Source organism: Tangfeifania diversioriginum (assembly GCF_900141875.1).
GTDB classification, from domain to species: domain Bacteria; phylum Bacteroidota; class Bacteroidia; order Bacteroidales; family Prolixibacteraceae; genus Tangfeifania; species Tangfeifania diversioriginum.
In genome coordinates, this window is the sequence record NZ_FQZE01000003.1 from 188,846 (window position 1) to 212,907 (window position 24,062).

Below are 24,062 nucleotides of genomic sequence, written 5' to 3' on the forward strand. Positions count from 1 at the left end.
TTTATAATCTCAAAAATTATTTAAACACAAAATGTCGCCAATATGCCAAAAAAGGAGGAATAATGGGAATTAAATAAGCAAAGTTTAGCATTTCAAATGCAATAAGATTTCTGCTATTTTTTGTAGTTTTACAATTTATTGAAAACAAACATTTATGTAAATTTTTAAACATGCCAACTCAAAAAAGATTTCTGTTTTTTTTGAATATCTTATTGATTACATTTATTACTGGATGTAAATCTCCCCAAATAGGTGAAGTTCAAAAAGCTAATCAATTACCCAAAATTTTTCCCAATTATATCAATGTAACCATCCCAGTAAATATTGCACCAATGAATTTTTCTATTAAAGAAGAAGGTGATCTTTTTTGGGCAAAAATTTCGTCAGGAAATGAAGAATTACTCATTAGATCTAAAAATGGTGTTATAAAATTCCAGGAAAAACGATGGAAAAAACTAATAAAAAACAATCAGGAGGGGCAATTAAAAATCAAGATATTTGTAAAAAAAGAAGAAAATGAAATCACCCGTGAATTCGAACCGTTTCATATGTATATTGCCAAAGAAAAGATTGATCCCTTTTTAGTTTACAGATTAATTCATCCGGGATATTACAACTGGTCATCTATTAAAATTGAACAACGTTCAGTTGAAAGCTTCAACCAAGCATCAATAGTTGAAAATGAGCTGATTGAAAAAAACTGTGTAAATTGTCATGCGTTTAACCAAAACAATCCTGAAAGATTCTTAATTCATATTCGGGGCTCAAAAGGTGGAACCTACTTTACTGATGACCAACAAATTTTGAAAACAGATTTAAAAATTGAAAGTATGCCAGGAGGAGCTACGTACCCTTCGTGGCATCCTGGGGGTAGATTTGTAGCCTTTTCATCAAATCAGGTTAGGCAAAATTTTTATGCACATCAGGAAAAAAGTATCGAGGTTTTCGATTTGGTTTCGTCTCTTATATTATATGACACTCAAACAAATGAAATATTAAACATTACAGAAAAAGATTCAATCAACCCGCTGCAAACTTTTCCTTCATGGTCACCCGATGGAAAATATTTATATTTCTGCAGTGCCGGTTGCAGGAAAGCCGGTTCAAATTTATCACTGGACGATATTAAGAATATACATTACAATTTGGTTCGAAAATCATTCGATCCGATTTCACGCACATTTGGAAAAGATGAACTTGTTTTTGATGCATCAAAAATGAAAAAAAGTGCTTCATTTCCCAGAATTTCTCCGGATGGAAAATTCATCGTATTTACCATGGCCGATTATGGAACTTTTCCAATATGGCACGAAGAGGCTGACCTGTATTTGCTAAATCTACAAAGCGGAAAGTTTAAAAAAATGGAACTAAACAGTAACAAAACTGAGAGTTACCACACCTGGTCATCGAATGGCAAATGGCTTGTTTTTAGTAGCAAAAGAATAGATGGAAGAAGTGCAAGACCCCACTTTGCCTATATTAATTCCGGGGATAGTATCGGAAAACCTTTTGTGCTTCCACAACAAAACCCGAACTTTTACAATAAAATACTGGAATCCTATAATATCCCTGAGTTTGTAACAAGTAAAGTGAAATTTAATCCAACGGATTTTGAATCAGCTGCAAATAAAAAACCATTAATATCCAGTCCCGGGAATCCGAATGATACTACACCCCGATGGATTAAATTGGAAAATGAGAAAGAACGTGCTAAGATTGAAAAGGGAGTACATGAATAGAACATTAAAAAATCCAGGTTTTTATATTATTAATTTGCTGTTTTTTGCAACTGCATTTAGTTACTTTTTTGGGATTGCTAACCACATTTTATTCTTTCAGGAAAACAATCATCTATTCATTTTTTCAAAATTTTACTTAGATGATTATTTCACACAACCTGGCGGTCTTTTGGTGCTGACAGGTAAATTTTTTACTCAGTTTTATTTCCATGCAATAATTGGGGTTATAATTCTTGCAACTACCCTAACCTTACCTGCAATTCTGATTTATCACATCAACAAGCACCTTCTTCCTCATTCTCAATTATCATTACCGTTGATGATAATTCCTCCCTTTTTGTTACTGTTGATGCAGACTCATTATTACCACATGCTTGAATTCAACTTTGGATTTCTTCTGATTCTGTTTTTTTTCTACATTTATTTGACATTTCTCAAAAATAAAACCTCTTATGTTCCACTAATTCTGTTTCCGTTAGTTTACTACTTCATAGGTGTTTATGCCTGGATTTTAATTATGATGCTTATCCTTCTTAATCTTTTTTATAAAAAGGGTAATGAACGATTCATCAATTCTTCTATACTATTGGGGGTTGCTGTCATTACGGTAATTTTCAGCAAAAAAGTTCTTTTCTTTCAACCTTTTGAACAATTAATTACCTATCCTTTTCCTTCAGTAGAAAATAAAAACCATCACCTTTTTCTTTATATAACCACTGGCTTTATTGCAGTTTATCCATTAATTACCAAAGCCTTAACCACCTTTAGAACAAAACTCCATCAATCGAAATTTATTGGCACAGCAGCCGTGGTTGTTATTTTTGGTTTTTCAATTTTTTCGCTGTTCAATTCTTATAACAATCAAACTTCAAGAGTGATTCAATTAGAAAAGATGGTGCTTGATGAGGAATACAACCAGGCAATTAATTTTCACGAAAAATATCCTTCTCAAAATTTGATAGCACAATATTTTTACAATATTGCACTTTCGGAAACAGACCAGTTGGCAAGCAGATTATTTTACGGGCGGCAGGATTTTAATGTAAATGCACTAATCCTCCCCTGGAACGAAGAGCATTTAAACTGGGGAGCGCATTTTTTTTATACAGTAGGTTTAATCAACGAAGCACACCGTTGGGCCTACGAAGAAATGATTGTTTACGGTTATCGTCCACAAAATATTTCACTGTTGGCAAAAACCAATATTATTAACGGGAACTATAAGCGTGCGTATAAATATGTGGATATTTTAAAAAATACAGCTTTTTACCGCGATCGAGGAAATGAATATGAAGAATTACTTGCAGACACTACACTAATTGCAGTACATCCGGAATTTGGCTTAAAACGAAATATTATGCCCCAAGATGATTTTTTCACAGAAATAGTTTCACCACAGAACAACATTCCCAAACTACTTCAATCAAATCCTGAAAACCAAAAAGCCTTCGAATACATGATGGCCTGGTTTCTTTTATCTAAAAATGTAGAAGGCATAATAAATAATTTACCAAAGCTCAATAATCTGAATTACAACAAAATTCCCCGCCATATCGAGGAAGCAACCCTTGCTTACACCAACAGCACGGGCGAAAATCCTGATTTAGGCGGCCTTACAATTAGCAACGAAACTATATTACGTTTTAACCAGTATATTTCTGATTTTAAACAAACACGTCAGAACCCTTCAACCCAAAAAAATATAATGCAAAACAAGTATCAAAATACTTTCTGGTTTTATTTTCATTTCAAATAAAAAAAGGGAAATAAAAGGAAAAAATTTTAACCCCTTACCTCCCTTTTTAGGATAATATGTTGTTTTAACGAACAAACGGTGCGTTATTCAGGTAATCAAAACAACGTTTCACGCCCTCAAACTGGGTAATATTTTCCCTGATATTTTCCAGTTCAACGTAGAATTCATCCAAACCATTTTCATACGCTTTATTGAAAATGTTTTTAAAATTCATCATTCCCGATTCTCCTAAAATTGAACGGTCTTTAATGTGCAAAATTGGAAAACGGTCGGCATGTTTTTCAAAATATTCCAGTGGATCGTTTTGTCCCATTACAGTCCAGTACACATCCATTTCGAAAAATACCAGCTTTGGATCAGTTCCTTCAAGCATTAAATCGTAAATAACATCGCCCACAGGATTTCTTCGGTTGGTTTCTTTCCCTTTATCTTCCTCTTTTACCACACGCCTGAATTCTCCGCTGTGGTTGTGGTAGCCCCACAGTATCCCGGCATCTTTAGCAATTTCGCCTGCTTTGTTAAAAACCTCACAAACTAAGGCCGCATCATCATGATTCTCAATGGTCGGCATTCCAGGCTGCACCAACGAAGTAACGCCCAATTTTGCATGATCTTCAACAGTTGCTTTCCAGAAATCAGCAATTTCGCCGGCATTGCTTTTTGTATATTTACGAACAGGAGGGTTCACGTGTGAACCGGTTACCTTCAATCCTGCATTATCAGCCAATTTCCGAAATTCAGTCATATCATAACCATATATTTTCCGTTCGCGATACCCGGCTGCCTCGGCTGATGCATAACCAATTTCAGCTACTTTCTTCAATCCATTTGGCACATCTTCAGAAAATTCTCTTCCCAAAGAATAAAGCTGTAAACCTATACTTTTTTGTGATGGGAAAAGGGTACTCTGTGATGATGAAGCCTGGGCTGTTTTTAATGACCCTCCAACCAAACCACCTACAGTAAGCAGCCCCAGTTTTTTCAAAAATTCTCTTTTGGTTTCCATATTTTATATTTACTAACAATATTATAAACATATTTATGAAAAAATAGGCTGTGAAATTCACAGCCTATTTTGATATTATTCATAGTCAGGATCTTGCTGAAGCACATCCTGAAGATCTAACTGGCTTTCAGGCAGCGGCCAATAATCAGCTCTATCGGGATTATAGGAAGCTCCTTTAAGAAAGTCTCTAAACTTGGTATCTTGCTCAATAAAGGCATTTAAAACTTCATCATCAATACCCCACCGGCGAAGATCAAAAAACCGCATACCTTCAGTAGCAAATTCAAGTCGTTGCTCCAATCGAACCGCTTTTCTTGCATTTTCCTGAGAAGAAAAAGCTTCTGCTCCTACAGGGTAAGGCTCGATTAAATAGTTTGCGGCTGGTTGATCCCAATCAACAACTATAGGGCTACCATCAAATTTTGTATTGGAAACCTTTCCCATCACAACATCACTACCTTTCGCGCGTTCTCGAATCATATTTACCAACTCGCGTGCATAATTTAAATCATTATCTTCAATCGCAATTTCAGCTCTCCACAAAAGGACATGACCATAACGGTAAGCCCGAAAATTTTGCCCATTTCTAAAGCCACTCCCATTCACATTGAGACTTTGATTTTTAAATGCATGCATGAATTTTTTGGTCATAAAAGGACCACCATTCGGTTGTTCTCTTATCCATGACTGACCTTCCATGATTCCCCAGCCCAGAAAATCAACTCCACGACGAGCAACAGTCCAGTCTAAACGCGGATCAAGAGGTTTATCGGTTGGCTGGAATTCATCACTACTTGGTATTCCCATATCGATAGCAAGATGAACACGATCTTCAACATCAAGTACTGGTAATCCATCTTCAGTTACCTGAAAAGCATCATATAAGTTTTGGGAAGGTTGATAAAAACCCCAGCCAATACCAGCTGGACCAGCTTGCGGCATACAAGGGCCAGCCATCAAAAGGGCAGTTTGGCTACTTCCACTGGAAGATGCCTGTATTTCAAAAATGGATTCTTCATTATTTTCTGTAGACTGATCGTAATTATCATAGTAATTATCAACAAGATCATATTTTCCACTATTAATAATTGCATCTAATAGTGGTTTTGCCAGGTCTAATTCATTTTGATACAAGTGAGCATGTGCTTTAACAGCCATTGCTGCATACTTTGTGGACCTACCTGGTTCTCCCAGAGGACTGGTTTCTGGCAAATTATCAATTGCAAACTGTAAATCTGCTTCAATTTCATCCCAACCTTCTGTATCATTCGGTACTTCTTCCGGCAATATTTCACCCAATTCACTCTGCGTTTTGATATAAGGTATTTTCCAGAATACACGAGTTGCTTTAAAATGATACCAGGCTCTTAGAAATTTAGCTTCAGCTTCAATTACTGTCGCACGGTTTGCTTCAATTGGATTTTCACCTTCTTGGGTAGCCCAAAGAAAATCCATTACTTGGTTGGATCTGGAAACACCATCAAAACAGTCTCTCCACCTAACCTCCATGTACAAATTTGATGGTAAAGCAGAATACCTTTCAACATAATTAAAATCATTCTGGTCACCGGAAGAGGTTCCTTTATAACAATCATCTGACGCTCCACTACCATAAGTCCAATCTGTAGCCATTGCTCCGCCAAAATCGGAACGATTAGCATCAGTACCATTTAAATTACTGTATGCTCCTATCAAAAGAGCTTCAACTCCCTCTGGCGATTCCATTACAGAACCGGCAGCAGCTCCGGGGGGTTCTTTTTCAAGAAAATCTTCACTACAGGAAAATGTAACAAGTAAGCATCCTGTTAAAGTTCCTAATAATAATATATTCAATATTTTCTTCATAGTTTTAAAATTTATACTGATTAATAAAAATGGTTAAAGACCAATATTGATTCCAAACATTATTTGTTTTGGTGTTGGCCATGCACCTGAATCAACTCCTAAATTTCTTCCTCCGCTATTAACTTCAGGATCTAATCCTGAATATTTGGTGATTGTAAATACATTAGACATTTGGCCATAAACCTGTAAATTTCTAAAATAATCACCGTGTAAAACTCTGTTTAAATCATAACTAATCCGCAAATTTTCTAAACGCAGATAGGAAGCATCTTCAACAAAAGCAGTTGAAGGTAATTGACTTTCATTGTCATTTGATTCTGCTTTGGGTAATTTTGCATTTTCATTGTTGTCTAAATATGGACTTCCCCATGAACTATAAAGACGGTCTTTGCTTCTGCCACCTTGAAATTGTCTAAAATCAATAAATCGTCTCACATAATTAACCATTTCATTTCCATAACTTGAATAAAAGTGGGCAACTACACCAAACCCTTTATAGTTTACATGAAAATTTAAAGCAGCTGTAAAATCAGGATGCGGCGAGCCTATGTAAGTGCGATCATCGGAATTAATTACACCATCTTCAGTAACATCTTTAATTTTATAATGTCCTGGTTCATTATAAGTGCCATCTTCTCCAAAAGCGGTTGGCCAGGCATCAGCTTCAGCCTGATCCTGGAAAATACCTTCCACTACATAACCGTAAAATTCGGGAAAAGCAGTACCTATTTGACTCCTGGTATATACCATTTCTCTAAATGCATCGCCACCTAAAAATTCATCTTCATTATCAGATAATTTTACAATTTCATTTTTATAATGTGAGATATTAAAATTTACATCATAAGTTAAATCACCATTTAATGCATTCCCCAAATAACCAAGCTCAATATCAAATCCCCGGTTTTTCATTTCACCAACATTTATTGAAGGAGCGGATGCTCTTCCAAGAACCATTGGTATTTGCTTTGGATAAAGCATATCCGATGTTACCCTTTGCCAAAGGTCTAACGAAACAGTTAAATTATTATTGAATGCTCCATCAATACCCAGGTTTGTAGTTTTAGTAGTTTCCCATTTCACATCCGGGTTTCCAAAAGTAGATTGGTAAAACCCAGTAGTTCCAGTTGTTACATTAGCTCCATCAATAGCATAAAATGAATCAACATAATCAATTGCAAAATTCGTATAACTATTATAGTTTCCAACTCTGTCGTTTCCAGTTGTCCCGTAACCTGCTCTAATTTTGAGGTCATCAAGCCAGCTGGATGTAGAAGCCATAAAATTCTCGTTAGAAATCCTCCAGGCAGCAGAAAACGCCGGAAAAACACCATACCTGTTATCACCGCCAAAACGAGAAGAGCCATCACGCCTAACAACCGCTTCGAGCATGTATTTATTTTGATAGTTGTAATTTAAACGACCAAACATAGAGAACAATGCCCATGAACTATTATTACCATCGTTATTAATACCCTGTAATCCAGTTGCTAATTGCATGTAGTTAATTTCCTTTGAGAAAAATTCAGATCTTGATGCATTAATAAAATTGTATGAATAATCGATTGCTTCTGTACCAAGTAGAACAGTTAAATCATGCTCATCAGCAATTAATTTTGAATATTGCAAGGTATTGGTCCAGTTCCATTGCATATTAAAACTGGTTTCTTCACTTAACGATGCATATTTACCTCGTTCTGCATGGGCCTTTTCAACAAAATTTGGATTACGGTAATGCCGTGCTGTATAATCAATTCCAAAAAGGGTTTGAATAGATAATCCATCAATTGGCATTAATTTAATATATGTATTGCCACTTACATTCATTCGTTTTGTCTTATCATCTTTATTTGAATCCAGCAGGAATATTGGATTTTGAGAATTACCAGTGCCTTCTGCTCTGGTACCTGCATAATTACCGGCAATATCATACACAGGAATTATTGGTTGCATACGATAAGCCCATGACACGATTGATGCTTCAGTATTATTTTCTTGATGTCCGTAGTCCTGGCTATAAGTAACACCAAGTCTTTCTCCAATTTCTATCCAATCTACGGGGCTGGTAGTAACATTTGACCGGAGATTATACCGATCAAAACCAGTATGTTTCAAAATTCCTTCTTCAAGCATGTAACCAAGTTGGAATGCATAAGATGTATTTTGGCTTCCGCCACTCAAATCGACAGAAATATCCCTAAATTGTGCATTGCGATCAGCTTCCTTTAGCCATTCTGTTCCTTCTTGGTTTGCTTTCGTAATAAGATAGGTATCATCCCCATCTTCGTGAATCATTTTATTATCATACAAGCTATGATCAACATTTTCAGCTCTCGCCGGTCTTATATACTCAGGAATATCCGGTTCAGAACCAGAACCATACAAAGCATGATTCGGAGAAACACCATCATTAGCCGCTTCCAACCAAAGCATTTCTCCATACTCCCGTGTATTAAGGAGGTCATAATAATTTGAATTTTTTGATACCCCTGTTTTAACATTCACATTAACCTGTGCTTTTTGATTACGCCTTCCCGTTTTTGTTGTAACTAAAACCACCCCATTTGCTGCCCTGGCACCATAAATAGCCTGCGCGGCAGCATCTTTCAGAATAGTAATAGATTCAATATTGTTGGGTGTAACACTTCCTCCCGGTACACCATCAACAACCCAAAGCGGATCGTTATCATTAATGGTACCCAAACCACGAACACGAATAGAAGCCCCTTCGCCTGGAGTATTTGATTTTAACACAGTAACACCAGATGCAGTTCTCAATGCTTCAGAAGCATCGACAACTGTCATTTCTTCAATATCAGCAGCTTGTACAGATGAAACCGATCCTGTTACTTCACCGGCCTTTCTTGTAGCGTACCCCACTGCCACAACCTCCTCAATACCAATAACGTCTGGTTGAAGTTCTACATTAATTGATGTGCGATTGCTAATCTCAACCTCCTGGGATGTCATTCCAATGTAGGAAAATACAAGAACGTTAGCATCAACAGGTACATCAAGAGTATAATTACCATCAACACCGGTAATTGTTCCCTGCGTAGTACCTTTAACTACCACAGTTACACCAGGCAACGGAGCACCGGTTTCATCGGTAACGTTTCCCTGGATTGTTTTTTGCTGTGCATTTACACCCATTGTAAAGGCCATAAATACAACAAGTAAAAGATAGGGCAAAAACCCCCTTACATGTCTTTTTTTCATAGATTTTAAGTTTTGTAAGTGATTAAATATTAGATAAAATAATACGACAGTGAAATTTGAAGTCTTGAAAGGATTTTCATTTCATAGGCAATATTGGTTTTAATTAGTTTTAGTACCATCAAACTTATAATAAAATAATTTGAATAAAAAAAAATGATCAAAATAATTTGAACATTTACTATATTGCAAAACACTCAAAGAACATAAACATACATATATGTGCCTGTAAACTAAAAACATAATCTTTCATTTAAAAATTATTAAATGTAATTTTTACATTTATCGAATAATACTCATTATTGGTAATTTTAATATCACATTCGTAAAAAAAAGCTTACAATTGTATCTGATAAATTTAAAACTGAAAGAAATTATGAAACTCATATTATACTGGACATTGGCACTAATTATCACATTTACTGCCATTATTTATCAGCGTACAACCGGCCCGACATACGATAAAAAAACTGAAATCACCATCGACAATCAGCGCTACAATTTTAAACTGGTGAGAAGCCATGGGGGTGAGACCGATTGTCCGGTGGTGCTGCAGGTGGCTGATAAAAACATCTCCGGTGAAATTCATTACCGGAAATTCCCTACAAACGATGAATGGATCATAACAGAAATGGTGCGTACAGGCGACATCCTCTCGGCTGACCTCCCACATTTACCACCAGCAGGGAAATACGAATACAAAGTTGTTTTAGAAAAAGAGGGTGCAATATTTCCATTAAACAATAATAAACCGGTTATTATAAGATTTAAGGGTGATGTGCCCGCTACAATATTGGTACCCCACATCATTTTAATGTTTGTGGCCATGTTCCTGAGCAATCTTGCAGGTATTATGGCTTTATTCAAGCATGCACGATACAGGTTATTTACCCGGATTACATTTTGGGCACTCCTTGCCGGTGGGCTAATTTTTGGCCCGTGGGTGCAGTGGCACGCATTCGGAGAAGCATGGGCAGGCATCCCTTTTGCCTGGGATTTAACCGATAACAAAACCCTCATCGCGTTTATTTTCTGGCTTTTGGCCCTACTTATGAACCGTAAGAAAGAACGACCAGCATATACCATTGCCGCTTCAGTGGTTATGCTCATAATTTATTCTATTCCACACAGCATGTACGGGTCGCAACTCGATCCGGAAACCGGTGAAATTATTCAGGGATGGATTACTCTTTTTTTACTGAATTGAATTAAAAACAAGGAATAAAATTTAACTTTCGTATAAAAAAAGCACAAATACTTTCAAATCGTTTTTCAGTTTCGATATAATTTTTACATTTGCTCCATCAAAATTACAGAAAAGTAAACAATGAAATTATTTGCTGCATATATTCTAGTCATTCTCGTAGTCATTCCAGGATTCACCGGGGAGGGTTAATAGTATATGTAATTGTAAAATATTGACAAGCCTTTCCCGGAAAACGGGGAAGGCTTTTTTAATTGAAAATTTAAAATAAAAGACAAAGAAGTATGCAAATTCCATTGCGAAGCAACACCACAACCCAGGGCCGGAGAATGGCCGGAGCACGCAGTCTTTGGCGTGCCAATGGCATGAAAGAAGAACATTTTGGGAAACCCGTAATTGCCATTGTAAATTCCTTTACCCAGTTTGTACCCGGCCACGCTCACCTGCACGATATTGGTCAATACCTGAAAGGGTTGGTTGAAAAGCATGGCTTTTTTGCCGCAGAATTCAACACCATTGCCATCGACGACGGAATTGCCATGGGCCACGACGGAATGCTTTACTCCCTTCCCTCGCGCGATGTGATTGCCGACAGTGTGGAGTACATGTGCAACGGCCACAAAGTGGATGCAATGATTTGCATTTCAAACTGCGATAAAATTACACCGGGAATGCTCATGGGGGCCATGCGAATGAATATTCCAGCCATGTTTGTTTCGGGAGGCCCAATGGAAGCCGGAGAAATCGGCGGAAAACATTTCGACCTGGTTGATGCAATGGTAATGGCGGCCGACCAGTCGGTTTCCGACCAGGAACTTTCGGTTATCGAACAAAACGCCTGCCCCACATGCGGATCGTGTTCCGGAATGTTCACCGCCAATTCCATGAACTGCCTGGCCGAGGCAATCGGGCTGGCACTGCCCGGAAACGGGACGATTGTTGCAACGCACACCAACCGTAAAAAGCTGTTTGAAGAGGCAGTGGAAAAAATTGTGGCGGCCACAAAAAAATACTATTTCGAAGGCGATGATTCAGTATTGCCACGTAAAATTGCCAACCGCCATGCTTTCCTGAATGCCATGAAACTCGATATTGCCATGGGCGGCTCCACCAACACGGTTTTACATTTGCTGGCCATTGCCCACGAAGCCGGTGTTGATTTTACGATGGAAGATATCGACAAACTCTCACGAGAAACGCCCAACCTCTGCAAAGTTGCACCCAGTTCACATTATCATGTTCAGGATGTAAACCGGGCCGGTGGAATTCTTTCTATCATGGGAGAACTCAACCGGGCAGGACTGATAGATACTTCCGTGAGCCGGATTGACGGAAGAACCCTGAAACAAGCCATTTCAGAATACGACATCACACTCGACTCGGCAACCAGCGATGCTAAAACAAGGTTCCTCTCCTCGCCGGGCGACGGAACCCGCAACCTGAAACTCGGCTCCCAGGAAAATTATTACACCGAACTGGATACCGACCGCGAAAACGGCTGCATCCGGAATTTGGAAAATGCATATAACAAAGACGGCGGACTGGCCGTGCTTTATGGAAATATTGCAGAAGCCGGATGTATTGTAAAAACAGCGGGAGTGGATCCCTCCATTTTTAAATTTACCGGAACAGCAAAAGTTTTTAACTCGCAGGATGAAGCCGTAAACGGCATTTTGGGCGACACCGTTCAAAAAAGCGATGTGGTGGTTATCCGTTACGAAGGCCCCAAAGGAGGACCGGGAATGCAGGAGATGCTCTACCCTACTTCGTACCTGAAATCGATGCAACTCGATAAAGAGTGCGCTTTAATTACCGATGGACGATTCTCAGGAGGAACATCAGGTCTTTCAATTGGACATGTTTCGCCCGAAGCAGGTGCCGGCGGTGCCATTGGACTGATTGAAAACAACGATAAAATTGAAATCGATATTATTAACCGCTCCATCAACCTGTTGGTTTCAAAAGAAGAACTTCAAACCCGCCGGAAAAAAGAAGAAGCCAAAGGCAAAAAAGCTTTTACCCCGGATGGACGGGAAAGAAATGTATCGAAAGCACTGAAAGCCTATGCCAGCATCGTTTCTTCTGCCGACCGCGGAGCAGTAAGATTGATAGATTAAAAAAAAGATATAAACAGTTAAAAATTCAGAATATGACAACAAAAAAAGTTACCGGTTCACAAGCCGTAATCCTTTCGTTACTGGAAGAAGAGGTTGATACCATTTTTGGTTATCCGGGCGGCGCCATTATGCCCATTTATGATGCCTTGTATGATCACAACGACCATGTGAAACACATTTTGACACGCCACGAGCAGGGAGCCATTCATGCTGCCGAAGGATATGCACGGGTAACCGGAAAACCAGGAGTTTGTTTCGCCACTTCAGGCCCGGGAGCCACTAATCTTATTACCGGCATTGCCGATGCCATGCTCGACTCCGTTCCGCTGGTTTGTATTATTGGCCAGGTGGCCTCGCCGCTGCTGGGAACCGACGCATTTCAGGAATCGGATGTGGTAGGTATTTCAATGCCGGTTACCAAATGGAATTACCAGATTACAACTCCCGAAGAAATTCCGGAAACCATTGCAAAAGCATTTTACATTGCCAACTCCGGAAGACCGGGACCGGTACTCATCGACATAACCAAAGATGCCCAGTTTGGCGAATTTGATTTTGAATATAAAAAATGCACTAAAATCAGAAGCTATTTGCCTGAACAGCCCATCAATAAGTTCAAAATCAAGGAAGCTGCCGACATAATCGACAATGCTGAACGCCCGCTACTTCTGTTCGGGCAGGGCGTAATAATTGGCCGGGCAGAAGAGGAACTGAAAGCTTTTGTGGAGAAAACAGGAATTCCTGCCGCATGGACCCTCCTTGGCCTGTCGGCATTGCCCACCGACCATCCGCTGAATGTGGGAATGCTGGGAATGCATGGAAATTACGGTCCCAACCAACTGACCAACCATGCCGATGTAATCATTTCTGTGGGAATGCGTTTCGATGACAGGGTAACCGGAAAAGTCAGTTCGTATGCTACCGAAGCCAAAATTATTCACCTTGAAATTGATCCGGCAGAAATTCATAAAATAATCAGGGCCGATGTGCCGATTTTAGGCAACTCGAAAAAATCGTTGAAACTCCTTACCGACCAGGTAAAAGAAAACAGGCACGATGAATGGCTCGCCCGTTTCAGGGAGAGCGACAAAACCGAACAGGAAAAAATTATTCAGAAAGAGTTATTCCCCGAAAAACCAGGCCTCACAATGGGCGAGGTAGTCCGCATTGCAGGAGACAAAACAAATCATGAAGCAGTGTTGGTCACCGACGTTGGTCAGCACCAGATGGTTGCATCGCGCTATTTCAAATTCAGGCATCCCCGCAGCAATGTCACTTCCGGCGGACTGGGAACCATGGGATTTGGCTTACCCGCAGCAATGGGGGCTCAAATTGGCGCACCCGACCGAAAAGTCATTGCATTTATCGGCGACGGCGGTTTTCAAATGACCATCCAGGAACTGGGAACCATTGCCCAGAATAAACTACCGGTAAAAATTGTGGTGCTGAACAATAATTTCCTGGGCATGGTACGCCAGTGGCAACAACTATTTTTCGAAAAAAGGTACTCATTCACCGAGCTGCAAAACCCTGATTTTATTGCCATTGCAAAAGGTTTTGGCATTGATGCCCATAAGGTGGAAGTGAGGGACGACCTTGAAAGCAGCATCCAAACAATGATTGACCACCCGGGGCCTTACATGCTCGAAGTGGTAATTGAAAAAGAAGACAATGTATTTCCGATGGTTCCATCCGGCGCATCAGTATCCGACATAATGCTCGAACTGTAGTAAAATAACAAGACAAAGGATTTAAATCAATAAAAAAAGAAATAAAATGAAACAGGAATATATAATAACGGTTTATTCTGAAAACCACATTGGAATGCTCTCGCGGATTACTTTGGTTTTCACACGCCGAAAAATCAACATCGATAGTCTTACAGTTTCAGAATCAGCAATCGAAGGAATTTTCAAATTCACCATTGTTATTAAATCTACTCCTGATTTAATTGTGAAAGTGGTTGGACAGATTGAAAAACAGATTGATGTACTGAAAGCATTTTATCATACCAACGATGAAATGATTTACCAGGAAATTGCGCTCTACAAAGTAGCAACCGAGGCACTTTATGAAAACGACACCATTGAAAAAATTGTGCGAAATGCCGGGGCCCGCATTCTCGAAATTACCCGGGAATACACGGTGATTGAAAAAACAGGACACAAAACCGAAACGCAGGAATTGTTCTTTGAGCTGAACAAATTTAAAGTGATGCAGTTTATTCGTTCGGGAAGAGTGGCACTAACACGCGACCCCATCGAGCGCTTATCCGAATTCCTGAAAGAACGAGATGCGGTGCTCGAGCAAATAGATTAACTTCTTATTAACAACATCATTGAATATCAATTCAACACAAAAACTGATTAAAAATTAATAAATTTGCATCAACTGCATTCAAAAAGAATAAAATTAAAACAATAATAAAAAAGTTATGGCAAAAATAAATTTTGGCGGAGTTGAAGAAGAAGTAGTAACCCGACAGGAATTTCCAATTGAAAAAGCGCGTGAAGTACTCAAAGATGAAACCATTGCGGTATTGGGCTACGGCGTTCAGGGCCCCGGACAGGCACTAAACCTGAAAGACAACGGATTTAACGTAATTGTTGGCCAGCGCAAAAATTCAACTACCTGGGACAAAGCCGTGAAAGACGGCTGGGTTCCCGGCGAAACACTGTTTGAAATCGAGGAAGCGGCTCAAAAAGGAACCATTATCCAGTTTCTGCTTTCCGATGCCGGGCAAATCGCAATCTGGCCCACGGTTAAAAAAGCACTGAACCCCGGCGATGCGCTCTATTTTTCGCACGGATTTGGAATAACTTATAAAGAACGCACCGGAATTATCCCACCTGAAAATGTGGATGTCATTCTGGTAGCACCAAAAGGTTCCGGCACCTCGTTGCGCAGAATGTTTTTGGAAGGCCGCGGACTGAATTCCAGCTTTGCCGTGTTCCAGGATGCCACAGAAAAAGCCAAAGACCGTGTAATTGCTTTGGGTATTGGCGTTGGCTCCGGTTATTTATTTCCCACCGATTTCAGAAAAGAAGTTTACAGCGATTTAACCGGCGAGCGCGGAACGCTGATGGGAGCCATTCAGGGCATTTTTGCCGCCCAGTATGAAACGCTGCGTGAAAATGGCCACTCCCCTTCCGAAGCTTTTAATGAAACCGTGGAAGAGCTCACCCAGTCGCTGATGCCGCTGGTAGCCGAAAACGGAATGGACTGGATGTATGCCAACTGCTCGACCACCGCACAGCGCGGGGCACTCGACTGGTGGAAAAAATTCAGGGATGCCACCAAGCCGGTTTTTGAAAATCTTTACGAAGAAGTGGCCGCCGGCCGCGAAGCTCAACGTTCCATTGATTCCAACAGTCAACCCGACTACCGTCCGAAACTGGAAGCTGAGTTAAAAGAACTGCGTGAATCAGAAATGTGGAAAGCAGGTGCTGAAGTCCGGAAACTTCGCCCGGAAAAATAGCATTGCAAAATCAACTAAAAAAAATGAGGCTGCCTTTAAAAGACAGCCTCATTTTTATTTTGCATTTTTTCAACTTTTACATGTTTTTTATTTCGTTTACCAGTTTGGTTATTGAATTTTTGGCATCGCCAAACAGCATGCGGGTTTTATCATTGAAGAACAATTCGTTCTCGATTCCGGCATATCCTTTACCCATTCCGCGTTTCATAATGATGATGTTTTTGGCTTCGTGGGCGTTTATAATTGGCATTCCGTAAATCGGGCTCGACGGATCGTCGTATGCCGCGGGGTTCACCACATCGTTGGCTCCTACCACAATGGCCACATCCACGTTGGGCATATCCGGGTTGATGTCGTCCATTTCAACCAGCTTTTCGTAAGGCACATCCGCTTCGGCCAGCAACACGTTCATGTGCCCTGGCATTCTTCCTGCAACCGGGTGAATGGCATATTTCACCTCCACGCCTTTTCCTTCGAGCAGGTTGTCCAGTTCGTGCGCAATGTGCTGCGCCTGGGCAACTGCCAGTCCGTAACCGGGAATCACCACAATTTTTCGTGAATAGCTCATCAGCACCGCAGCATCACTCAGGCTAATTTCTTTAATATTTCCCTGCTCGCGGTCGGCAGCAGCAGCACCACCACCACCAAAAGCACCAATGATTACATTTATCAGTGAGCGATTCATTGCTTTACACATCAGAATGGTAAGAATCATACCGGCTGCACCTACAAAAATACCACCCAGAATCATTGCCTGGTTTCCGTAAATAAAACCGGCCATGGCGGCTGCAATACCTGTAAATGAGTTCAGCAGTGATATTACCACCGGCATATCGGCTCCGCCAATGGGCATTACAAACATCACACCGTAAACAAGCGAGATTGCCGTTAATGCATAAATAGCCCAAAGCATTTCAGTTGGCGGGTTGGGCGAAACGATGATGAAAATACCCAGTGCAATCGTTGCAACCAATAAAACCAGGTTCAGATAAGTCATGAATGGTTTCATGATATCACCAACTCGACCATCCAGTTTTCCGAAAGCGATTAAACTTCCGCTAAAAGCGATGGCACCGATAATTAACCCTAAAACGGTTACCAGTATGGAGCCGACATCACCTGCCGCTGCGGCCGGATACTCCAGCAGTGCAACCAGCATGGAGGCACCACCACCGGTAGCATTATAAATTGATACCAGCTGAGGCATCGCAGTCATTTTTACTTTGCGGGCAACCATCCATCCAATAGCGGCACCCACTCCAATTGCTGCCAGAATTATCCAGATGTTGGTTAATGAAATTCCTTCGCCGTTGGCTTTATGGAGCAATAATGTGGTAATCATTGCCAGTCCCATACCGCCGGCAGCCCAAAGATTTCCGCGCCGGGCTGTTTCGGGATGCGACAATAATTTCAGCCCGTAAACAAAAAGCAGGGCTGCAATTAAATAACTTAATTCGAGTATTGATTCTCCTACGGTATATGGCATTCCGTTGAATGTTCCTAAAACTTTATCCATGATTCCCTACTTTTTTTTCTTTTTAAACATTTCGAGCATTCTGTCGGTGACGGCAAAGCCACCCACCACGTTTAATGTACCAAATATCAGTGCCAGAATCCCAAGAACGAGATCCACCGAAAAACGGGAAAGATCGGCATGACCGACTAAAATTATTCCCCCGATGATAATTACACCACTGATGGCATTTGCGCCTGACATAAGCGGGGTGTGCAATACCGCGGGCACATTGGAAATCACTTCAATACCCAGAAAGATGGATAATGCGATTATAAAAATGGCTTCTTTGTATTCAAAGAAAAATTGTAATACTTGTTCCATATCTGGTTTTTTTATTTGTTTTCGATTACAGATTTTACACGCTCGTTGTAAATTTCTCCTTTATTCGTAATACAGGTTCCTTTTACAATATCGTCTTCAAAATTGAGGTTTAAAGCGCCTTCTTCTCCGATAATAAGTTTCAGAAAATTGAGTACGTTTTTACCAAACATGCGGCTGGCATCTACCGGCATTTGCGACGGGTAGTTCGACTCGCCTACAATCGTCACACCTTTGTGCTCAATCGTTTTGTCATTTTCGGTGAGTTCGCAGTTGCCACCTGTTGAAGCAGCAAGGTCGATAATCACCGAGCCCGGTTTCATGGTTTCAACGGTTTCTTTTGAAATGAGCACCGGTGCTTTTTTGCCGGGGATTTGTGCGGTACAAATAATGACATTTGCTTTGGCAGCATGGTCATTAACAGCCTGCTGCTGTTTCTTTTTGTATTCCTCGGTTTGCTCCACAGCGTAACCTCCGGCTTCTTTGTCTTCGGTTGCGCCTTCTACTTCTACAAATTTTCCTCCGAGGCTCATCACCTCTTCCTTCACCGCCGAGCGCACATCGAATACCTGCACCTGGGCACCAAGTTTTCGAGCTGTGGCTATGCCCTGCAATCCTGCAACACCGGCACCCAAAATCAGCACGTTGGCGGGGCGAATGGTTCCGGCAGCTGTCATAAACATCGGGAAAAATGTGGGAAGTTTTATAGCCGCTTCGAGCACTGCTTTGTAACCGGCCACGGTTGCCATCGACGACAGAATGTCCATGGCTTGGGCACGTGTGGTGCGCGGAATGGAATCGAGGCTGAAAGTGGTAATTCCTTTTTCAAGAAAAGTTTTAACCAGTTCCGTGTCCCAGAGCGGGTTAAAAGCACTAATCCACACCTGATTTTTCGCGATTTTTTTGATATCCTCAGCAACCGGTGACTGAATCTGTAAAAGCACATCCGATTTTTCGAAAACCTCTTTCCGCGAAACTACTTTTGCGCCGGCGTTCTCGTAATCGGCATCGGTAGCCAGGGCATTTGCACCCGCATCCTGCTCTACCCAAACCTCCACTTTCAGATCGGAAAGGCTCTGAACAATTTCAGGGAGCAAAGCTACGCGGTTTTCATTGCTTTGTTCTTTTAATAATCCAAGAATCATATTTTGTTTGATTTAGATGAATTTACCCGCAAATCTAATAATTATTATTTACCGTTAACGTTAACGGAAGTGTTTTTTATTCAGAAATTACTTTATTTATCAACAATAAGTATTTGATTGATTAACAACTGCAAGCTACACTTTGGGGTATGCAAAAATCATTCAAATTTTCAGGCTTCTGATTTTCGAATGGTTTCGAGATAAAGTTCTTCAACTTTTTGGCGTGCCCACGGCGTGCGGCGTAAAAACTTCAGGCTCGATTTAATGCTTGGATCAATCCGGAAACAGTTAATGCGAATACGGTTGCCCAACTCTTCCCAGCCATAAAAACTGACCAGGTAAACAACAATGGCCTCGAGTGTTTTTCCGTGAAGCGGATTATTTGGCTGTGACATATTGAAAAATTGTTAAATTGTAGAACTGTGAAATTGATTTTTTTTTGCCAACTGTTTCTTTGCCTACTGCCTGTTATCCATTTCAAACCTTAAGTCCTTCAATCAGTTTGATGTACAAATCAATTCCGGCCAGTATTTCACTTTTATATATAAATTCGTCAGCCGAATGCGAACGCGCCGAATCGCCCGGTCCCATTTTCACCGAGGGAAAAGGAATAATTGCCTGATCTGAAGTGGTAGGTGAACCGTAAACCTTAATGCCCAATTTTTCGGCTTTGCGGGCAAACGGATGACTTAAACTCACGCCCGAAGAATTGAGCCGGAAAGAGCGGGGTTTTACTTCAGAACTGATCAAATCTTTAATAATTTTTGCTGCTTTTTTGTTCGGGTAATGCTCGTTGGTGCGCACATCCACCACAAAATGGCAAACATCGGGCACCACGTTATGCTGGGTACCTGCCTCAATTTGGGTGACACTCATCTTAACTTCTCCCAGCACTTCCGATATTTTTTCAAATTTAAAATCCCTTATTTTCTGAATATCATCCAGCGCCTTGTAAAGTGCGTTTTCGCCCTCTTCGCGGGCAGCATGCCCCGATTTTCCATAAGCATAGCAATCGAGTACCAGCAAACCTTTTTCAGCAATGGCCAGTTCCATGCGGGTAGGTTCACCCACAATGGCAAAGCTGACGGGTGCAATTTCAGGTAATGTTATTTCCAGCCCGTGCCTGCCCGAAATTTCTTCCTCGGCAGTGGCGGCAAAAACCAGGTTGTAAGGCAAATCCGCGCGTTCATAAAAATGAATAAAAACAGCCAGCAGTGCAACCAACGGGCCGCCGGCATCGTTGCTTCCAAGCCCGTAAAGTTTGTCACCCTCATCAATTGCCTTAAACGGATTAAGTTCATATCCTTTTGCCGGCCGCACCGTATCGATATGCGAATTCAGCATAATTACGGGTTTACCGGGTTTGTTATGCTTATTAAAAGCCCAGGTATTGTTTTGCCGGGTTTTATAAGGAATATTTTCTTTATCCAAAAAATTCCGGATTAGCGCAGCAGCTTTCGCTTCGTCTTTACTGAACGACGGGGTTGCGATAAGGTTTCTGAGCAGTTCAATATATTTTTCCATTACCATTAAAAAATTCGAAGGTGCAAAAGTGGCAAAAAAACCGGAATTAACTCAAAAGTAATTTGTGTTATATTTGTTGTCAAATTTAAAAGCATGCTATCAGAATTTTTTTCAAGTGAACAAAAACAGCTGGCCAGGTTTGCAAGAGCACTGGGGCACCCGGTCCGGATTTATATTATGGAACTGCTGTCGAAACAGTCGTGCTGCTACAGTGGCGATCTTTCCGAAGATCTGCCCATTGCCAAATCCACACTTTCGCAACATTTAAAAGAGCTGAAAGAAGCAGGTTTAATCCAGGGCGAAATTGAAGCACCAAAAATTAAATACTGCGTGAACACGGAGAACTGGGAAAAAGCCAGGAGTCTTTTTAAAATTCTGTTGAAAATCTGAAGAACTCACGGCAGAGATGCAAATTATCTGGCGGATAGTACCAAAATAAAGCACCTGCCTAAATCACAATTCAGGATAATGGCAAACCAATAACACAAAAATAACTACCAAATATCCCACATTTTTCTTAATTTTGAATAAATTCATTACGAACATTGGCTCGTTCTGAATAAAAACAATAAAAAACCGATTATCATGAAAAGAAGGGATTTTCTTGTTACAGGAACTGTACTGGGAGTAGGCGGAACATTGCTGCCCAATTTTGGAGGACTTAATGCCATAGGGTTACCGGCCAATAATGGAGAATACGATTTGGCTGCCGTAAGGGGTGGTGAAGTTACTGCCATGTATGACAAGGCATTGGAAGCACTTGGAGGGATTGAAAGTTTTGTGAAAACGGGGCAAAAAGTGTTGGTAAAACCAAACATTGGCTGGGACGCACCTCCCGAAAGGGCAGCCAATACCAACCCGCAGCTGGTGGCACATATCATAAAAGACTGTTTGAGAGCCGGTGCTTCCGAGGTGGTGGTATTCGATCATACCTGCGACCAGGGTGACAGGTGTTACCAAAACAGCGGAATAGAGAAAGCTGCACGCGATGCCGGTGCAAAGGTGGTTACCGGAAGCAATGAATCATTTTTTCAGGAAGTTTCAGTACCGGGTGGAAGAAGCTTAAAAACGACAAAAATACATCAGGATTTGGCCAGCGCCGATGTTTTTATTAATGTGCCCATACTCAAACATCATAGCTCGACCACAGTAACTCTCTCCATGAAAAACCTGATGGGAGTGGTTTGGGACCGCAGGTATTATCATGCCAACGACCTCAGCCAATGCATTGCCGATTTTCTCACCTATCGCAAACCCGACCTCAACATTGTGGATGGTTACCGCATGCTGACACGCAATGGCCCCAAAGGAGTTTCTGAAGATGATGTTGCTGATTTGAAGGCTCTGATTGCCGGGAAGGACATTGTAGCTGTTGATTCTGCTGCTACCCTGATGTTTGGAAGCAAACCGAACGACATTAACCATATCCGGATAGCCAATGAAATGGGCATAGGAACTACCGATCTCGATAATCTGGCAATCAAGAGAATTAAAATGGGCTAAACCCTTTTAGATCAGAAATTCATTTATGAAGGTGTATAAATTTCTCAGAAGAGGAAGAATAATTATTGCAGCAGCAATGCTGGCAATGACGTTTATTTTATTTGCCGATATCTACGAATGGTTTCCTGAAAAATGGTTCGACAGCGTAATTTATCTCCAGTTTGTGCCTTCAGTGTTACACTTCATTGCCGTATTTTCTCTTTTAACAGCAGGAGGATTTGTTGCAGTGCTATTGCTGACTTTGCTTACAGGCCGCATATATTGTTCGGTAATTTGCCCTTTGGGAATTTTGCAGGATGTGGTGAACCGGATTTCCAGGTGGAGATCGCGCAAAAAACGTTTTTTCAAATTTAAAAAAGCACATCCTGTTTTGCGGTATATTTTTCTGGGAATTATGGTGGTGGCCATTATTTTTGGGGCAGGCTTTATTGTCACATGGCTCGACCCGTACAGCATTGCCGGAAGGACATTCACCTATTTATTCAAACCTGCGACAGTGTGGCTAAACAATACCGTAACACCCATTTTAAACAATGCGGGTTTGTATTCAGCTTCTCATAAAAATCTGATGCAACCTTCTGTTCTGCCATTCATTTTATCTTTTGCAGTGATAGTTGCAATTGGCTATCTTGCCTGGAAAAGAGGAAGACTTTTCTGTAACACTATATGCCCGGTAGGAACCTTGCTTGGCGAAGTTTCCAGGTTTTCACTGTTTAAAGTCAGGTTCAATTACAGCACCTGCACACGTTGCGGAAAGTGTGCAGCGGTTTGCAAAAGCGAATGCATCGATACAAAAAACCAAAAAGTAGACTACACACGCTGTGTTGCCTGCTTCAACTGCCTCGATGTGTGTCCTGAATCAGCACTTTCATTCAGTCCGGTAAAACTAAAACAACCCCTTAAAAGCACACCGGAACCTGCTCCGGGATACGCAGTTTCAACGCACCGGCACGACAAAAACCGGAGGAAAATTCTGGTAACCCTCCTGGCTCTGCTGGCAGGAAAACGTATTTACGCCCTCAAAAAAAATAAAATGCCCGATCAGCAAAAAAATTTACTGCTAAATGAGAAGGACCATCCTGTAGCCCCGCCCGGCGCCAAAAGCATTGACCGTTTCAATGCCATTTGTACCGGCTGTTCGCTTTGTGTAACCGCCTGCCCCACTGACGTTTTACAACCCGCACTCACCGAATACGGCTTACGTGGATTTATGCAACCACACATGGATTACATCACCAATTTCTGCAATTTCGATTGTGTGAAATGCGGCGAAGTTTGCCCAACCGGTGCAATATTGCCGCTGACAAAGGAAGAAAAACATTTAACCCAATTGGGAAAAGCGGTTTTTGTGGAACAAAATTGTGTGGTTTATACCGACGGGACCGATTGCGGCGCCTGTTCGGAACATTGCCCTACAAAAGCAGTGAATATGGTTCCCTATAAAAACGGATTGCTAATTCCTAAAGTGGACGATTCAATTTGTATTGGCTGCGGTGCCTGCGAACACGCCTGTCCGGTTGACGCGCCGTTCAAAGCTATCTACGTAAACGGAAATGCTGTGCATCAATTGGCCGAAAAGCCTGATTTTGGAGAGAAAAAAGTAATTAATGATGATGCAGATTTCCCTTTCTGATTGATTTTTTTCGATTCTCCCCATCATTTTTTTAAGAAATTCAAAAAATATTTGCACTTCTA

At 40.9% G+C, this 24,062-nt stretch carries 18 protein-coding genes; 10 read left to right on the forward strand and 8 right to left on the reverse strand.

Annotation, left to right across the window (positions count from 1 at the left end; translation table 11 throughout):
- The first annotated feature begins 170 nt into the window (after nt 1–170).
- Nucleotides 171–1,739: a TolB family protein gene (locus tag BUC07_RS03125; RefSeq protein ID WP_073165384.1), complete on the forward strand. Its 1,569-nt coding sequence runs from the start codon at nt 171–173 to the stop codon at nt 1,737–1,739.
- Entirely contained in the window at nt 1,732–3,495 is a 1,764-nt protein-coding gene (locus BUC07_RS03130; RefSeq protein WP_073165387.1) for a DUF6057 family protein, read from the forward strand. Before BUC07_RS03125 ends, BUC07_RS03130 begins: the two co-directional genes overlap by 8 nt.
- Before the next feature lie 64 nt (nt 3,496–3,559).
- Here BUC07_RS03130 and BUC07_RS03135 read toward each other — a convergent pair whose 3' ends face one another.
- The 3 genes from BUC07_RS03135 to BUC07_RS03145 all read right to left on the reverse strand — a co-directional run bounded on the left by BUC07_RS03135 (nt 3,560) and on the right by BUC07_RS03145 (nt 9,565).
- The gene (locus BUC07_RS03135; protein ID WP_073165390.1) at nt 3,560–4,501 is read right to left on the reverse strand and encodes a sugar phosphate isomerase/epimerase family protein; all 942 of its coding nucleotides are present in this window, start codon (nt 4,499–4,501) and stop codon (nt 3,560–3,562) included.
- Nucleotides 4,502–4,576: 75 nt separating this feature from the next.
- Nucleotides 4,577–6,346, reverse strand: coding sequence for a RagB/SusD family nutrient uptake outer membrane protein (locus tag BUC07_RS03140; RefSeq protein WP_073165393.1), 1,770 nt, complete (start codon nt 6,344–6,346; stop codon nt 4,577–4,579).
- Between the two features lie 33 nt (nt 6,347–6,379).
- Nucleotides 6,380–9,565, reverse strand: a complete 3,186-nt coding sequence (locus tag BUC07_RS03145; protein ID WP_073165395.1) for a SusC/RagA family TonB-linked outer membrane protein — start codon at nt 9,563–9,565, stop codon at nt 6,380–6,382.
- A 373-nt stretch (nt 9,566–9,938) separates the two neighbouring features.
- On the opposite strand from BUC07_RS03145, the gene BUC07_RS03150 reads away from it, so the two are divergent.
- The 5 genes from BUC07_RS03150 to ilvC all read left to right on the forward strand — a co-directional run bounded on the left by BUC07_RS03150 (nt 9,939) and on the right by ilvC (nt 16,361).
- Entirely contained in the window at nt 9,939–10,769 is an 831-nt protein-coding gene (locus BUC07_RS03150; protein WP_139279453.1) for a cytochrome d ubiquinol oxidase subunit II, read from the forward strand.
- Between the two features lie 281 nt (nt 10,770–11,050).
- Complete coding sequence (gene ilvD, locus BUC07_RS03155) at nt 11,051–12,883, forward strand: dihydroxy-acid dehydratase (RefSeq protein ID WP_073165398.1); 1,833 nt, start codon at nt 11,051–11,053, stop codon at nt 12,881–12,883.
- A gap of 32 nt (nt 12,884–12,915) precedes the next feature.
- Entirely contained in the window at nt 12,916–14,613 is a 1,698-nt protein-coding gene (ilvB, locus tag BUC07_RS03160; RefSeq protein ID WP_073165401.1) for a biosynthetic-type acetolactate synthase large subunit, read from the forward strand.
- Between the two features lie 46 nt (nt 14,614–14,659).
- A complete protein-coding gene (gene ilvN, locus BUC07_RS03165) occupies nt 14,660–15,202 on the forward strand; it encodes an acetolactate synthase small subunit (RefSeq protein WP_073165404.1) in 543 nt (180 codons plus the stop codon).
- Between the two features lie 115 nt (nt 15,203–15,317).
- Nucleotides 15,318–16,361: a ketol-acid reductoisomerase gene (ilvC, locus tag BUC07_RS03170; protein WP_073165406.1), complete on the forward strand. Its 1,044-nt coding sequence runs from the start codon at nt 15,318–15,320 to the stop codon at nt 16,359–16,361.
- Nucleotides 16,362–16,437: 76 nt separating this feature from the next.
- On the opposite strand, the gene BUC07_RS03175 is transcribed toward ilvC, so the two are convergent.
- From BUC07_RS03175 to BUC07_RS03195, 5 genes are all read right to left on the reverse strand, one after another.
- The gene (locus tag BUC07_RS03175) at nt 16,438–17,877 is read right to left on the reverse strand and encodes an NAD(P)(+) transhydrogenase (Re/Si-specific) subunit beta (RefSeq protein WP_245792617.1); all 1,440 of its coding nucleotides are present in this window, start codon (nt 17,875–17,877) and stop codon (nt 16,438–16,440) included.
- A gap of 6 nt (nt 17,878–17,883) precedes the next feature.
- Nucleotides 17,884–18,198, reverse strand: a complete 315-nt coding sequence (locus BUC07_RS03180) for an NAD(P) transhydrogenase subunit alpha part 2 (RefSeq protein WP_073165409.1) — start codon at nt 18,196–18,198, stop codon at nt 17,884–17,886.
- A gap of 11 nt (nt 18,199–18,209) precedes the next feature.
- Nucleotides 18,210–19,340 (reverse strand): Re/Si-specific NAD(P)(+) transhydrogenase subunit alpha, encoded by a 1,131-nt coding sequence (locus BUC07_RS03185; RefSeq protein ID WP_073165411.1) that lies wholly within the window; start codon nt 19,338–19,340, stop codon nt 18,210–18,212.
- 170 nt (nt 19,341–19,510) lie between these two features.
- Nucleotides 19,511–19,735, reverse strand: a complete 225-nt coding sequence (locus BUC07_RS03190) for a VF530 family protein (RefSeq protein ID WP_073165414.1) — start codon at nt 19,733–19,735, stop codon at nt 19,511–19,513.
- A gap of 82 nt (nt 19,736–19,817) precedes the next feature.
- On the reverse strand, nt 19,818–20,864 hold the full coding sequence (locus BUC07_RS03195; protein WP_245792619.1) for a M20 family metallo-hydrolase: 1,047 nt from the start codon (nt 20,862–20,864) through the stop codon (nt 19,818–19,820).
- A gap of 93 nt (nt 20,865–20,957) precedes the next feature.
- Between BUC07_RS03195 and BUC07_RS03200 the strand changes: the two genes are divergently transcribed.
- The 3 genes from BUC07_RS03200 (at nt 20,958) to BUC07_RS03210 (ending at nt 24,000) form a co-directional block, all read left to right on the forward strand.
- Complete coding sequence (locus BUC07_RS03200; RefSeq protein WP_073165420.1) at nt 20,958–21,254, forward strand: ArsR/SmtB family transcription factor; 297 nt, start codon at nt 20,958–20,960, stop codon at nt 21,252–21,254.
- A 195-nt stretch (nt 21,255–21,449) separates the two neighbouring features.
- A complete protein-coding gene (locus tag BUC07_RS03205) occupies nt 21,450–22,367 on the forward strand; it encodes a DUF362 domain-containing protein (protein ID WP_073165423.1) in 918 nt (305 codons plus the stop codon).
- A 25-nt stretch (nt 22,368–22,392) separates the two neighbouring features.
- Entirely contained in the window at nt 22,393–24,000 is a 1,608-nt protein-coding gene (locus BUC07_RS03210) for a 4Fe-4S binding protein (RefSeq protein WP_073165425.1), read from the forward strand.
- The last annotated feature ends 62 nt before the right edge of the window (nt 24,001–24,062 follow it).